Here is a 16381-nt window from a genome sequence, read left to right as displayed (position 1 = left end):
AAAATTAACGTTCATTATTGTAGTAGCCAAGTAATATCACAAAACTTCCAGTTAAAGAAAGTAAGGATGTCGGAGTTGTTATGAAAGTTCAAGCTAGAGAATCAGTTTTAAGAATCCAAAATCCTAGCACAAAACAATTTTTAGAGGCGTGGAAACAATATCAGCCTTTTGTAATTGAAGATGTTGCTAAACATTGGAGTGCTTATAAGAATTGGTCTAATGATTATCTGATGGAACATTGTGGGGACAACGTAGTTCCTGTACGGTTTTATACAAAAGCTTTTTTTGATGATTATAAGAACTTTGCTTATGAAGGTGGTGATTATGATACTCTTGATAGAGAAATGACATATAAAGAGTATATAAAAGACTATGTAGAAGCTAGAGTTGATGAAAATAAAAATGATTCTGATATTTTAGGCTGCTATTTACCCCAGGCATATTTAACAGAGCGTTTTCCTGAAATTGCTGAAGATGTAAATTCTCCAGAATACTTAAATAGGAAGCCAGTTGTTTTCTTTTGGCAAGGTTTCTCAAGTAAAAACTTTTCTTCAACTACTAACCTTCACTTTGACGGATTTCATAATATTTTTGTGCAAATTAGGGGTAGAAAAAGAATACTTTTATTTCCTCCTTCAAATTATTTGTCATTTTATCCGCCTATTGAGGATAGTGTTGGCATACCAGAGTTTAGTAAGGTAAATCCGGATATTCTAGATTTGGAATTATTTCCAAAGTTTCCTTGGCAAGAAAAAATAGAAATTATACTTCAACCAGGAGAAATGCTTTATATACCACCTTTTTGGTGGCATTATGTAACAGCAGTAGATGAAAATATCTCATTATCATTTTTATATGATATTCAAATTGCAGATATTTTCAAGCAAAAAAAGATATTATCAACTATTTTTAAAATCGCGCCTCATTTTATCTATCATGCAATCTCTTCTCCCAGAAGTCTAATGAATTTTATATCTTTCATAAAAGGTAGTTTAATTGATGACAGAATGCCAGGTTAAAAGAAAACCAGTGTTCTCAATGGAATTTACAGTGTAAATTCCATTGAGAACACAACCAAAAATAAAGTTTTAAAATTATCTATGTGACTGCGCTTTAAACGCTTAAATCATTACGAATAGTGATTCAGATGTTCGATAATAATTTATTTTTTGGAGCATCTTAAGAAAAAAGTTTAACTACTTTTGTTATTTATGAGTAAATAAAGAATTAATATTCATTCAATAGAGCAATAGCCATAAAACAGCACAAAAATTCCAGTTAAAACAAGTAGGTAGTTAGAGGTTTTATGAGAATTCAAGCTAGAGAATCAATTTTAAGAATCAACAAACCTAGTACAGAACAATTTTTAGAGACGTGGAAACAGTATCAGCCTTTTATAATTGAAGATGTTGCTAAACATTGGGACGCTTGTAAGAAGTGGTCTAATGATTATCTGATAAAACATTGTGGAAATAATCTGGTTCCTATACGGTTTTTTCAAAAAACCTTTTTGACTGATTATAAGAACTTTGCTTTTCATGATGGTTATAATCTTGAAAAAGAAATGAAATATAAGGAGTATGTAAAAGACTATGTAGAAAATAAAGGTAATAACAATGATGGTTTAGGATGTTATTTAATTGAGGCAGATATTGAAAAGTATTTTCCTGAAATTGTTGGAGATGTAACTTATCCAGAATACTTAAGCAGTAAGCCATTTGTTAGCTTGTGGCATGGGTTCTCAAGTAAAGATTTTACTTCAGCTAGTCCTCTTCATTTTGACCGAATACATAATATTTTTGTTCAAATTCGAGGCAAAAAAAGAATACTTTTATTTCCTCCTTCAAATTATTTGTCATTCTATCCACCTCTTGAGGATAGTTCTGGTATGGGACATAATAGTAAGGTAAATCCAGATATTTTCGATTTGGAATCATTTCCGAAGTTTCCTTGGCAAGAAAGAATAGAAGTTATACTTCAACCAGGAGAAATACTTTATATACCACCTTTTTGGTGGCATCATGTAACAGCAGTAGATGAGAATATCTCATTATCATTTTGGTATGATGTTAAAATTCAAGAACTTTTAAAGCAAAATAACATATTATCAGTTTTTTTTAACATCGCACCTCATTATCTTTATCATGCATTCTCTTCTGGATCTCTGATGCATACTTTGGACTTTTTTAAAGGTATTGTCTAACAGGGTAGTTTCATATAAGAGTAGAACGCCGAAAATACTTTTAGATCATTTTTATAAAGTAGTTTATTGCAAGTAGGGTTTTAACTAAACAATAAAACTAATTTTATAAAAGCTTCTATTTAACTGTGTTTTAAATACCGGAATTTTTACAAATTTGTTAAAGACTGTTTTTTGAGAGCATCGCTCAATTTATTGACAATAGTGATATCATGAAACTAGAATTATCTGCTCAACAAAAAAACGTTAAAGCTGATTTTAGAGCTTTTGTTAATGAAGAAATATGCCCTAACGCCGGCGAATGGGATAGAAAAGAATTTACCCCGCCAGAACTAATTAAAAAAATAGCTGAACGTGGTTTTCTGGGTGCTATCTTACCCCAAGAATATGGCGGTAAAGGAATGGACATGATTACTTATGGCATTCTCAACGAAGAAATTGGCCGGGGATGTTCTTCTGTGCGAAGTTTGCTGACAGTACACAACATGGTTGCTCATGCTTTGTGTAAATGGGGTAATAAATCTCAAAAACAGTATTGGCTTCCCAAATTTGCATCTGGAGAAATCATCGCTGCTTTTGCATTAAGCGAACCCAATGTAGGTAGCGATGCTAAAAGTGTAGAAACCACAGCTACACTTGCTGGTGACACTTATATCTTAAACGGGCAAAAGAAATGGATTACCTATGGACAAATAGCAGATATATTTTTGGTCTTTGCCAAATGCGAGGGGAAACCCACTGCTTTCTTGGTTGAAAAAAATAGTCCAGGACTTTCAGTAAAACCAATGTCTGGTATTTTAGGTGTTAGGGCTTCAATGTCAGCAGAATTGCAGTTTAATAATTGTCAAATTCCTCAAGAAAATTTAGTCGGTAAATTAGGTTTGGGATTTTCCTACATTGCTTCTACTGCACTTGATTATGGTAGATATAGTGTGGCATCGGGTTGTGTAGGTATTGCTCAAGCTTGTTTAGAAGCTTGTATCAAGTATACAAACGAGCGAAAACAGTTTGGTGTTTACCTTAAAGAACATCAATTAATTCGTCAAAAGATTACTCAGATGATAACTAATGTGAAAGCAGCAAGATTGTTATGTTATCAAGCTGGTTATCTTAAAGAGATTAACGATCCTAACTCAATTATAGAGACTTCTATTGCTAAATACTTTGCATCTACAGTAGCTACCAAAATAGCAAATGATGCCGTGCAGGTTCATGGTGGCAATGGTTGTAGTAGTGAGTACCCAGTCGAAAGGTATTTACGAGACTCTAAAATTATGGAAATCATTGAAGGTAGTACTCAAATTCAAGAAATTACTATCGCCGAGTCAGGTTATCAAGATTATCTTTTTTCAACTGTTACTACTGCCTTGGAAAAGAAATTAGTAGAGAGAATTTAAGAGATGATTATTAATCAAGAACAAGAAGTAAATAGTAAACAAAAAGACAAAAAAGTTATTAAATGTGTCGTTTGGGATTTAGATAATACTGTGTGGCAGGGAGTTTTGTTGGAAGATGATCAAGTTTCTCTGCAAGAAAATATTGTAAATCTTATTCAGACTTTAGATAGTCGTGGTATTATACAATCTATAGCTAGTAAAAACGAACGTGCTACAGCAATAGCCAAACTAGAAGAATTTGGTTTAAAAGAGTATTTTTTATATCCACAGATAAATTGGAACTCTAAAGCTACTTCTTTGAAAGAAATTGCTAAGGTACTAAATATTGGTCTGGATGCGATCGCATTTATCGACGATCAATTATTTGAGCTAGAAGAAGTTAAATTTAGCTTGCCAGAAATCCTGTGTATAAACGCAGATGAAATCGGGAATATTTTAGATATGCCAGTCATGAATCCCCGTTTTATTACGGAAGATTCACGAATTAGAAGGTTGATGTATGTCAGTGATATTGAGCGTCAAAATGCAGAGAAAGAATTTGTTGGCACAACTGACGAATTCTTAGCTACTCTCAATATGAATTTCACTATATCTTCTGCTCAAGAAGAAGATTTGCAGCGTGCAGAAGAGTTAACACTAAGAACCAACCAATTGAACACAACTGGTTATACCTACTCTTATGACGAACTCAATCATTTTCGCCAATCAGAAAACCATAAATTACTGATTGCAAGTCTGGAAGATAAGTATGGAAGCTACGGAAAAATAGGTTTAATTCTGATTGAATGTCAGCCTAAGTCATGGACGATAAAGCTTTTGCTGATGTCTTGTCGCGTTATGTCGAGAGGAGTTGGCACAATTATGTTGAATCATGTTATGAGTCTGGCTCAAAGCAATCATGTTCGTCTCTTGGCAGAGTTTGTACCAAACGATCGCAACAGAATGATGTATATATCTTATAAATTTGCCGGGTTTAAGGAAGTTGATAAAAATGGTAATTCAGTTATTTTTGAGAATGATTTAAGTCGGATTCAAGCTGCGCCTAGCTATGTAAAGTTTCAAGTTGATTGAATTATATTTTTTTATTAATATGCACTGAATTTTGGTTAGACGAACCGCAGAGGCGCAGAGAACACAGAGGAAGAGAGAAGATAATTATTTAGTGCAAGTTTAGAGAGAATTGGTATCCGAGTTTTAATCCAGTGAAAAGAAGAAAGGTTTAATGATATGAATAAACAAGATGATATTGAAAAAAGTTATGATTTGATGGAAGGTGTTGCTATTATTGGGATGGCAGGGCGTTTTCCTGGAGCGATCAGCATAGAATCTTTTTGGCAAAATTTACAAGATGGGGTGGAGTCATTATCTTTATTTACAGATGAAGAGTTAATCGCTGCTGGTGTACCTTCGGCGTTGGTAAATGATCGTAATTATGTCAAGATTGGTGGTGTTATAGAAAATATCGATTTATTTGATGCTGCATTCTTTGATCTGAATCCGAAAGAAGCGGAAGTAACTGATCCTCAACATCGCCTATTTTTGGAATGCGCTTGGTCAGCTTTAGAAAATGCTGGTTACGACTCAAGTAAGTGTGAAAGCAAAATTGGGGTTTATGCTGGTGCTAGCTTAAATAACTATTTCTCTTTTGATTTAAACAATGACCAAATAGGATCGGCGCAATTATATCAAAAGATGATTGGAAATGATAAAGGGTTTCTCTCTACCCGTGTTTCTTATAAATTAAATCTTACTGGGCCAAGTATTACAGTTCAAACCGCTTGTTCTACATCATTAGTTGCTACTAACCTCGCGTGCCAAAGTTTGCAGAATTATCAATGCGATATGGCTTTAGCGGGAGGGGTTTCAATCAGATTGCCACAAAAAGCTGGTTATTTGTATGAACCAGGAGGGGCACTATCTCCTGATGGTCATTGTCATGCTTTTGATGCGAAAGCGCAGGGAACAACTATTGGTAACGGTGTAGGAGTTGTTGTTCTCAAGCGAGTCCAAGATGCGATCGCAGATGGTGATTGCATATATGCTGTGATTAAAGGTACTGCAATTAACAATGACGGTTCGATGAAAGTTGGCTACACAGCACCTAGTGTAGATGGTCAAGCAGAAGCGATCGCGGAAGCGGTAATGTTAGCAGAGGTAGAACCGGAGACAATCAGCTATATTGAAGCTCACGGTAGCGGTACAGCTTTAGGCGATCCGATTGAAATTGCCGCGCTGACTAAAGTTTTTCGTGCCAGTACCGAGAAAAAGAATTTCTGCGCTATTGGTTCAGTCAAGACGAATATTGGTCATTTAGATGCCGCCGCCGGAGTTGCAGCATTAATCAAGACTGCTTTGGCTCTAAAGCATCAGTTAATTCCACCAAGCTTAAACTTTGAGCAGCCCAATCCTCAAATAGATTTTGCGAATAGTCCTTTTTATGTCAACACCAAGCTAAGGGAATGGAAAACAGGCTCGACTCCCCGCCGTGCTGGTGTTAGTTCTTTAGGAATGGGTGGAACCAATACCCACGTAGTTCTGGAAGAAGCCCCAACACTTCCAGCTTCTAGTCCTTCCCGTCCTTGGCAATTGTTAGCACTCTCTGCAAAAACCGAGTCGGCGCTAGAAACTGCCACGCAAAATCTGAGCCAACATCTGATGCTACACCCCGATCTGAATCTCGCAGATGTAGCATATACCTTGCAAGTGGGGCGCAGAGACTTTAATCATCGGCAAATATTAGTTTGCTCCGATGCCCAAGATGCAATTAAGGCATTGAATCAGCCAGCCTCACAAGGAGTTTTAACTCAATTTCAAGAGTCAGGAACTCGCTCTATTGCTTTCATCTTTCGCGGACAAGGTGGGCTGTATGCAGACATGGGCAAAGAATTCTACGAAACTGAGCCGATGTTTCGCAAACAGGTAGAACGGTGCTGTCTCATATTAAAACCACATCTAGAGTTAGATTTGCGATCGGTAATTTATCCCAGCGAATCTGAGCAGGAAACCGCAGTAGAGAAACTCCAACAAATTTGCTTTGCTCAAAGTGCCCTGTTTGTTATAGAGTATGCCTTGGCGCAATTGTGGATGTCTTGGGGTATTTCTCCTCAAGCAATGATTGGGCAAGGTGTTGGGGAATACGTCGCTGCTACTTTAGCCGGAGTTTTCTCTCTTGAAGATGCCCTGGTACTAGTGGTGAATCAGTCTTCCACTGAGTTGTTAGGAAAAGTCCAACTCAATCCTCCAGCAATTCCATTTATATCCAATGTTACTGGGACTTGGATTACTCAGGCTGAAGCAACAGACCCTAAATATTGGGCACAACCACAGCAACCAGAACGTTTTCATGAAGGAATTGCAGAGTTACTCAAAGACAATCAGCGAATTCTGCTAGAAGTTGGTTGGGGAGAGACTTTGAGTACTGAAGAATTAACTGTGCTGACCTCAATACCTCATCCTCACGAGCAGCATTCAGATGTAGCATTTTTACTTAACACCTTGGGTCAGCTGTGGATGTTGGGAATCAAGATTGATTGGTCAAGTTTTTACACCAATGAACGCCGTCATCGCCTCCCCTTACCAACCTATCCCTTCGAGCGTCAGCGTTACTGGCTTGAATCAACAGCTTCCCAGGAATCGTTAGATCGAAATACTCTAAATCATCCCGTCGAAAATCAGCGTTACTCTATTGATCTAGACTCCTCATCTACCTCAGAAATAACATCACAGCAATCATTAGATAAAAAGCCAAATATCACTGACTGGTTTTATATTCCAGTATGGAAACAATCCATGCCACTTGAGTTCTTCCAAGGAGAAGAACAAGCCAAGCAAAAGTTACGTTGCTTAGTCTTTGTGGATAACTATGGAGTGGGAACTGAATTTATCAAACGACTTGAAGAAGACAATCAAGATGTCATTATCGTGCGGGTGGGCGAACAGTTTAGCAAGCTAAATGACCGGATGTATGTCATCAATCCCCAGCGCCCAGATGATTATGATGCATTGCTTCAAGAACTTCAAAAACAGGATTTTAAACCAAATGCGATCGCGGAGCGTGCCGGATGGCATTTCGCGCATTTTTGGAGCGTTACACCAAATGATTCTTTGCTCAATCACGAGCCAGGATTATTTGAAGATTATCAGCATCTCGGTTTCTATAGTCTGCTATTTTTAGCACAAGCAATAGGAAAACAAGATATTTGGGATTCTATCAAGCTGATGGTCGTAACCAGTAATATACATGATGTAACTGGCGATGAAAATTTATGCCCACAGAAGGCTACGATATTAGGGCCATGCAAAGTAATTCCCAAGGAATATCGAAATATAAATTGCAGTATTGTCGATCTATTAATACATTCTGCTCAAACTCCTTTATCTAAAAAACTCATAGATAATTTAGTAGCAGAATTCACACTCCAACAAACTAATGAAATAGTTGCCTACCGTGGAACTCACCGTTGGATTCAAACTTTTGAAGCAGTCCCATTAGATGACCGCATTGCAGGCAAAAACAAGTTAAAACAAGATGGAGTTTACTTGATTACTGGTGGACTCGGTGGCATCGGTTTAGTATTAGCAGAACATCTAGCAAAGACACTACAAGCTAAGTTAATACTCATTGGACGAGGGGGACTACCTGAACGCGACGAGTGGGAACAATGGCTAGAAACTCATGATAGCCAAGATTCTATCAGTCGGAAGATACAAAAAGTGCGATCGCTTGAAAAATTAGGTGCAGAGGTTGAGGTAAAAAGTGCCGATGTAACTAATTATGAACAAATGCAGGCAGTAATTGCTCAAGCATTACAAAAATTTGGTCAAATCAACGGTGTAATCCATGCGGCTGGGATTGCTGGTGGTGGTGTTACTCAATTCAAGACACGGGATATAGCAAGCAATGTCTTAGCCGCAAAAGTCAAAGGCACATTAATTTTAGAGGAAGTTTTCAAGAATATAAATTTAGATTTCTTTGTGCTTTGTTCATCTAAAACTTCTATTTTGGGTGAATTTGGACAGATAGATTATTGTGCAGCTAATGCCTTTCTCGATGCTTATGCTCACCGTCATACTTCCACATCCGATCGATTAACAATATCAATTAGCTGGGATGTTTGGCAAGAAGTTGGGCTGGCGGTGGAAACTGTATTACCAGAGAAAATTAAGCAAGAACGCGAAGAAATTCTCAAAAAAGGCATATTACCTCAAGAAGGTATCGATGCTTTTAATCGCATTCTCGGAAGTAAACTGTCTCATCTTGTTGTTTCAACCCAAGATTTACCAGCTTTAATTAAGCAAAATAATTCTCCTCAGTATTTGCAAGAGCAATTAACGCTTTTGGATTCAAAATTATCTTCAGTCAATCTTTCCAAAGCAAAACATCCTCGTCCTAACTTAGGTAATGATTACGTTGCTCCGGAAAATGAAATCGAGCAAATGCTGGCTGAGATTTGGCAAGAAATTTTGGGAATTGACAAGATAGGTATTCACGACAACTTTTTTGAGTTGGGAGGAAATTCGATCAACACAATTCAAATTGCTGCTAAAGCTAACCAAGGAGGATTGAAGTTAACATCTCAACAGTTTTTTCACTACCAGACAATTGCCGAATTAGCAACAGACTTATGTATTGCTCAAACCATCGAACCGGAACAGGGTTTAGGAACAAAAGATTTACACCTGACACCGATTCAGCATCGGTTCCTTGAGGAGAATCAGCCCGACATCCATCATTGCAACCAGTCTTTACTACTGGTAATGCAAAAAGGATGCGATCGCAATTTATTAGAGCAGGCTTTACAGCATTTGCTCAAACATCATGACGTATTTCAGCTGCGTTTTATCCAAAAAGAATCTGCTTGGCAACAAATTTATGCTAGTTATAATGATACTATTGAATTGAAGCAAGTCGATTTATCGTCACTACCAGAAATTGAGCGAAAACTTGTTATTGAATCTGTAGCTGCGGAACTAGAAAAAAGTTTGAACTTATTTGAGGGGCCACTTGTACGGTTTGCCTTATTTGACCTAGTACCACAGCAAACTAGCTACTTGCTAATTGTCATTCACCACCTGGTAGTTGATAATATCTCTTGGCAAATCTTGCTAGAAGACTTGCAAACAGCTTATCAGCAAATCAGTCAGGGCAAGGCGATAGATTTGGCAGATAATACTACCTCATACATGCAGTGGACACAATGTCTACAGGAGTATGCTGAATCTTCAGAAATGATCCCAGAACGGGACTATTGGCTGGCAGAAATGCAAAAACCATTTAGCCACTTACCCATTGACTATCCAACAGGTGACAAAACAGTAGCTAATGCAGATATAGTATCAGTCTATCTCAATAAACAAGACACAAAAGCTCTACTGGAGGAAATACACAAAGCCTATAATACTCAAATTGACGATGTGTTACTCACAGCTTTGGCGCAAGCTTTTGCAGCATGGACAGGAGAACAAAGATTGTGGGTGGATATCAGAGGTAATGGTCGAGATAAAATCTTTAAAGATGTAAATGTATCTCGTACAGTTGGTTTATTTACAACTTGTTTCCCAGTTATTTTGGATATTCCAAAATCTTCTGAGCCAGGAAATGCATTAATAGCAGTAAAAGAATATTTGCGTGGGATTCCAAATACTGGGATTGGCTATGGCATACTACGCTATTCAAGCAATGATCAAGAGATAAAATCAAAACTTCAATCCCTTCCTCAGACTGAAGTGAGTTTTAACTACTTAGGTCAATACGATCAAATGATTTCAGAGTCGTCTTTATTCTCTCTGGCTAAAAATTCGCAAGGACTCAGCTACAGTAAACCTACAAACCGAGCTTATTTACTAGAGATCAATGGAGTTATTGTTAACGAAGAGTTGCTATTACATTGGACATACAATAAAGCTATTCACTGCCGAAAAACAATTGAAAGTTTAGCTGATGATTTTATAGAATCACTGCAATCTTTGATTATTAACTGTCAGTCTATTGAAGTAAAAAGGTACACGCCTTCTGACTTTACCAGAGCGAAGTTGAGCCAGCAACAATTGGATAATCTATTATCTAAAGTTAACCAAAATAATTAAAATCAAGCAAATGGCAACAAAAAATATTGAAGATATATACGAACTCACACCTGTACAAAAAGGTATGCTCTTCCACTGTTTGTATGATAGTGAATTGTCCTTATATTTTTTCCAGCACGTTTTCATTTTACGTGGCAATCTTAACATAGAGGCATTTGAAAAAGCTTGGCAACTTGTAATTGATCGACATCCCATTTTACGTACTGGATTTTATTGGGAAGAAATTGAAAATCCACTACAAATTGTATACAATCAAGTAAAAGTATCACTAAATCATTATGACTGGTCTAACATCGATGCAGTTGAGCAAAAGGCGCAGTTAGAGTCTTTTCTGATCAGCGATCGCCAAAAAAGTTTTGACTTTTCCCAGCCATGTCTGATGCGTCATACTTTAATTCGCCTTACTGATGACTGCTATCGATATATTTGGAGTGTGAACCACATTATCTTAGATGGTTGGGGTGGTTCACTAGTATTCCAAGAGTTTGTAGAAGTTTATGGAGCGCTTTGTCAGGATAAAGAAATCTGTTTAGCACCTACTCGTCCTTTTAGGGATTACATTGACTGGTTGCAGCAACAGGACATATCGAAAGCCGAGTCTTTTTGGCGACAAGCATTACAAGGTATTAAAGCACCAGCTTCTCTCACTTATATAGAAAAAATTGATCAATCATCTGTCCAAGAAGTAAGATATACTGAAGAAACAATTAAGCTATCATCAACAAGTACAGAGGCGCTACAGTTTTTCGCTACACAGCAACGTCTCACCCTTGCTACAATAATTAACGGTATTTGGGTGATTCTCCTCAGTCGCTATACTTGTCGAAATAATATATTGTATGGCTACAATGTTGCTGGACGACCAGCAGATTTGAATGGTGTCGAGTCAATGGTAGGGATGTTTGTTAATACTTTGCCCATTCATGTCCATATAGATACTGAACAGCTTTTCTTGTCGTGGTTACAGCATTTTCAGCTTCAATTAGTTGAGGTACGTGGCTATGAGTACACTTCGCTAACACAAATTAATAAGTGGAGTGAAGTTCCACGACAATTAACTTTGTTTGAAAGTATTGTAGTGATTGAAAATTTTCCAGTCAGCGAATTTATCCGAGATTGGCAGGGAAATATAGAATTTCAACATACAGGATTGTATTACCGAAATAACTATCCTCTGAACTTGGTTGTATACCCTAATAAAGAGTTATTAATAGCTATTTCTTATGATTCTAGAAGATTTGAGACTGCTACTATTGCTGGAATACTCAAAGATATTGAAATGCTGTTACAAGGGCTGATCGCTAATCCTCATTTCAAAATTAACAACTTACCGTTATTGACACCAGAACAACAAAAAATCGCTGCAAATTTAGAAAAAGAAGCATCATTTAATTGGGACTTTGCTGCATAAATTAAAGTTTTCATAATTGTTTTAATAATACAATTCTTCATTTCTACAAAGTCTAAATAAAAATGATTGCAAATGAATTGATTAATGGATTTTGTAATTACAATAGAACAATCTCATGAATATATTTGAAAAATGTGAATCAAACGTCAGAAGCTATTGTCGGAATTTTCCTGCTATATTCCACCGAGCTAAAGATTCTATAGTTTATACTGAATCAGGCGAAGAATATATAGATTTTTTTGCTGGTGCAGGCGCTTTAAATTATGGACATAATCATGACTATATAAAACAAAAAGTCATATCATATTTAGATGCTGATGGAATTGCCCATGCTTTGGATATGTATACTTCTGCTAAAGAGAAATTTTTAGCCAAATTTGATGAGGTAGTATTAAGTTCAAAAAAACTAGATTATCGCATTCAGTTTTGCGGGCCAACAGGAACAAATGCAGTTGAAGCAGCTTTAAAGTTAGCGAGAAAAGTCAAACAAAGATCGGGCATATTCTCCTTTATGGGAGCATATCATGGGATGACTCTGGGTAGCTTATCGATTAGTGGTAATATTGGAATTCGAGCGGGGGCAATTGGGACATCAAGTAATGTAACTTTTATGCCTTATCCCTATGGATTCATGGCAAGTTTTGACACAATAGAATATATAGAAACAGTTTTAAATGATGTCAATTCTGGAATTGAAAAACCAGCAGCAATCATCTTTGAAACAGTACAAGCCGAAGGTGGAGTTGTTGTAGCTCCTATTGAATGGATGCAACGGCTCAGAAAGTTATGCAACGATCATGATATTTTATTAATTTGCGACGATATTCAAGTTGGTTGCGGTCGAACGGGGTCTTTCTTTTCTTTTGAAAGAGCAGATATTGTTCCTGATATGGTAGTACTCTCTAAATCTATTAGTGGGTATGGGTTTCCCATGTCGCTATTATTGATTAAGCCAGAGTTGGATATATGGGAACCCGGCGAACATAATGGTACTTTTAGGGGTAATCAATTGGCATTTATCGGAGCAACAGCTGCTCTAGAGTATAGAGAAAGTAGCAATCTTGAACAGGAAGTCAAAACTAAAGAGCTTTTCTTGAAAAATTTTCTTACTCAAGAGATAGAACCAATTAGTGAAAATATAGCAATACGTGGAATTGGGATGATTTGGGGAATTGATGTTAAAAACTTCGGCGGTAATACTTTTGCCAAAAGTATAACTTCGCGTTGTTTTGAACTTGGATTAATAGTTGAACTAGCAGGCAGAAATGATACTGTAATTAAAATTTTGCCGCCGTTGGTAATTGATATGTCTACATTACAAAAAGGTTGTTCAATTATCAAAGCAGCTTTTGATAATACCTTGGCAGCATAGGCTTTTGATTACACTAGCTTTTTCAAGATGTAATTATAGCGAGGAAGTAAATAATGATTGCAAATAAAATTATAAATGGCTTGAGTGCGGAAGATTTATTTTCTCAGAAGATCTACTGGTTGAATCAAATCTCTGATGAACTGCCTGAGACAACTTTAATTACAGATTATGTCAGACCAGCAATATATGATGGTAAAAAAAAGTCGGTAAGCTTTGAAATACCAAGTGATTTGTCTGAAAAAATCATTAAGTTTGCAAATAAGTCTGATTTTTCTATTTATTTATTACTCGTAGCAGTATTAAGTATTTTTCTAAAAAAATATAACGGAATTAATGATATTGTAGTTGGTTCTCCAATCTATAAAAAAATAATCAGTAATGAGAATTTGCCGACAAAAGTAATTCCTTTACGGTTTAAGGTTGATAATCACCTTACTTTTAAAGATTTACTCATTCAAGTTAAACAAATAGCTGTCAATGATTATATTCATCAAAAATATCCTTTTAATGATGAATTAATTGAATTATTAAAAATACCAACTGCTCAAAATCGCTGTCCAATTTTTGATGTAATAATTTTAATGGAAAATATACATCACTTAGAATACATAAAAGAAATAAAAAATGATTTAACTTTTTCTTTTAAAGTTAATGATAATTTAATTGCAAGCCATATCTATTACAATGATTCCTTGTTTACAGAAGAAAGCATCAAATGTATTCTAAAATGTTATCTCAACATATTAGAAGCTGTTGTAAACAATTATTTAATCAAAATATCAGATATCCCCGTTCTCAATGAAAATGATAGAAATGATTTATTAAAAACTTTTAATGATAATACAAAAACATATCCAATCAATCAGACACTTGATAAGTTATTTGAAAAACAGGTAGAACAAACACCTACCAAATTTGCTGCTGTTTTTGCAAATACTCAATTAACATATCAACAGCTAAATCAAAAAGCAAATCAGCTAGCTAGATTTTTATCTAAGTTAGGAGTCCAAAAAGGAGATTTTGTTGGAATTATTAAAGAACGAGATATAAATTTTCTAATAGGCATACTTGCCATATATAAGGTTGGCGGAGTCTATGTGCCAATTGATAGTACATATCCTCCAGATAGAATCAAATACATGGTATCTAACAGCCAAGTTAGTATTTTATTAACAGACTCTTCCTATGTAGACGTTTTGGCTAGCTCACAAGAAGATTGTCCGTATTTGGAATGCTTAATATGTTTAGATAACAAGTCAGATAAGCAAGCGATGCCTGCGGCAACCCCTTTAGCGATCGCCTTGACCAATAGTATCAAAATATACAACAAACTGGATTTTGCTAACCTCCCTAAAGAAAATTTAGAGGTAAATCATCTAGGAACCGATCCGGCTTATATGATTTATACATCCGGTTCAACAGGATTACCAAAGGGAGTAATTATTAGACATGGTAGTGCAATTAACCATATCTATGCTGAATTTGATGCTCTTGAGTTGACAGAAGACTTTAGTTTTCTCCAAACTGCTCCGGCTTCATCTGATATTTCAATTTGGCAATTTTTAGCACCTATCTTAATTGGTGGTAAGACTGTCATTGTAGATACCGAAACTATTTGTAATCCCGAAAAGTTATTCCAAGTTATTAAAGAAGAAAAAATTACTATTGTTGAGTTAGTCCCAGTCATCCTCTCAGGCTTACTAGATTACATCTCCCGCCTCTCAATAGATAAAACCTTGTTACCTAACCTGAAGTGGATGATGGTGACAGGAGAATCTGTGTCAGTAGAACTGGTAAACAACTGGCTAACGATGTATCCATCAATTAAGGTAGTGAATGCTTACGGGCCAAGCGAAGCTGCTGATGATATTACTCAGTTTATCGTTGATAAACCCTTACCAGAAAATCAACGTACAGTTCCCATTGGCAAACCATTGGCAAACTTAAATATCTATATTCTTGATGCTCAAATGCAACTGCTACCAATTGGATCTCCTGGTGAAATTTGTGTATCAGGATTTGGGGTAGCTGAAGGATATTGGCAGAATGAAGAAATGACAAAATTGAATTTTGTGCCTAATCCGTTTTCTACTAATGCTAAACCACTACCAGGAATAGACAGAGATTTAATTTATAAAACTGGAGATTTAGGGAGATGGCTCCCTGATGGCAATATTGAATTTCTAGGACGTATTGACCATCAGGTAAAGATTCGTGGTTTCCGCATCGAATTAGGAGAAATTGAGACGCTACTGAGTCAGCATCCTGCTGTGAGTGAGAATGTAGTTGTGGTCAGAGAGGATAGCCCAGGCGACAAACGCTTAATCGGTTACATTGTGCCAAGTGCTGAATATGCAGATTTACAAGAGAGTTCAGCATTCAAGATTTATGATTCAGAACTACGAAATTTTTTGAAAGAAAGATTACCAGACTATATGTTGCCCTCTAGTTTCATGCTGTTAGAGTCACTACCTCTAACTCCCAGTGGAAAGTTAGACCGTCGGGCATTACCTCAGCCGGATTATCTGCGTCTGGAATTAGAAACTACTTATGTGATGCCGCGAAACGATGTGGAGCGGATAATAGCTGAGGTTTGGCAGAATACACTGAATATTCAAAAAGTAGGTATTCAAGATAACTTTTTTGATATTGGTGGTCATTCGTTAAATGTACTTCAGGTTTATAGCAAACTGCGCGAACTGTTGAAAGCGAATTTAGCAATGACTGACCTTTTCAAATATCCGACTATCAGTTCTTTATCACAATATTTCAGCACAGAACAAAATAATGATGATGAAGCATTTGCTGCTGAAAGTGATGAACTAAATGAAAAGCTAGAAGCAGGTAAAGCTAGATTCAAACAACGATTAGTACAAAAACAACGACAAAATATTTAAATATTTTAAAAGTATTTT

The 16381-nt window shown here is 36.3% G+C and carries 8 protein-coding genes; all 8 read left to right on the top strand.

Annotated features, from left to right (window positions below):
• Positions 1-80 precede the first annotated feature (80 nt).
• The 8 genes from V7K62_RS08915 (at position 81) to V7K62_RS08880 (ending at position 16363) form a co-directional block, all read left to right on the top strand.
• Positions 81-1019 carry a cupin-like domain-containing protein gene (locus V7K62_RS08915; RefSeq protein WP_334863568.1) on the top strand — a complete coding sequence of 313 codons (939 nt, stop codon included), beginning with the start codon at positions 81-83 and terminating at the stop codon, positions 1017-1019.
• 287 nt (positions 1020-1306) lie between these two features.
• Positions 1307-2203 carry a cupin-like domain-containing protein gene (locus V7K62_RS08910; RefSeq protein WP_334863567.1) on the top strand — a complete coding sequence of 299 codons (897 nt, stop codon included), beginning with the start codon at positions 1307-1309 and terminating at the stop codon, positions 2201-2203.
• A gap of 209 nt (positions 2204-2412) precedes the next feature.
• Positions 2413-3597 carry an acyl-CoA dehydrogenase family protein gene (locus V7K62_RS08905; RefSeq protein ID WP_334863566.1) on the top strand — a complete coding sequence of 395 codons (1185 nt, stop codon included), beginning with the start codon at positions 2413-2415 and terminating at the stop codon, positions 3595-3597.
• 3 nt (positions 3598-3600) lie between these two features.
• A complete protein-coding gene (locus V7K62_RS08900) occupies positions 3601-4668 on the top strand; it encodes an HAD-IIIC family phosphatase (RefSeq protein WP_334863565.1) in 1068 nt (355 codons plus the stop codon).
• A gap of 156 nt (positions 4669-4824) precedes the next feature.
• A complete protein-coding gene (locus V7K62_RS08895) occupies positions 4825-10683 on the top strand; it encodes a type I polyketide synthase (protein ID WP_334863564.1) in 5859 nt (1952 codons plus the stop codon).
• Between the two features lie 10 nt (positions 10684-10693).
• The gene (locus V7K62_RS08890) at positions 10694-12094 is read left to right on the top strand and encodes a condensation domain-containing protein (protein WP_334863563.1); all 1401 of its coding nucleotides are present in this window, start codon (positions 10694-10696) and stop codon (positions 12092-12094) included.
• 115 nt (positions 12095-12209) lie between these two features.
• Entirely contained in the window at positions 12210-13466 is a 1257-nt protein-coding gene (ectB, locus tag V7K62_RS08885; protein ID WP_334863562.1) for a diaminobutyrate--2-oxoglutarate transaminase, read from the top strand.
• A gap of 53 nt (positions 13467-13519) precedes the next feature.
• Entirely contained in the window at positions 13520-16363 is a 2844-nt protein-coding gene (locus V7K62_RS08880; RefSeq protein ID WP_334863561.1) for a non-ribosomal peptide synthetase, read from the top strand.
• The last annotated feature ends 18 nt before the right edge of the window (positions 16364-16381 follow it).

This window comes from Nostoc sp. (genome assembly GCF_036917935.1).
Classification (GTDB): domain Bacteria; phylum Cyanobacteriota; class Cyanobacteriia; order Cyanobacteriales; family Nostocaceae; genus Nostoc.
Note: the sequence above shows the minus strand (reverse complement) of the source record. Positions and strands in the feature narration are given on the sequence as shown.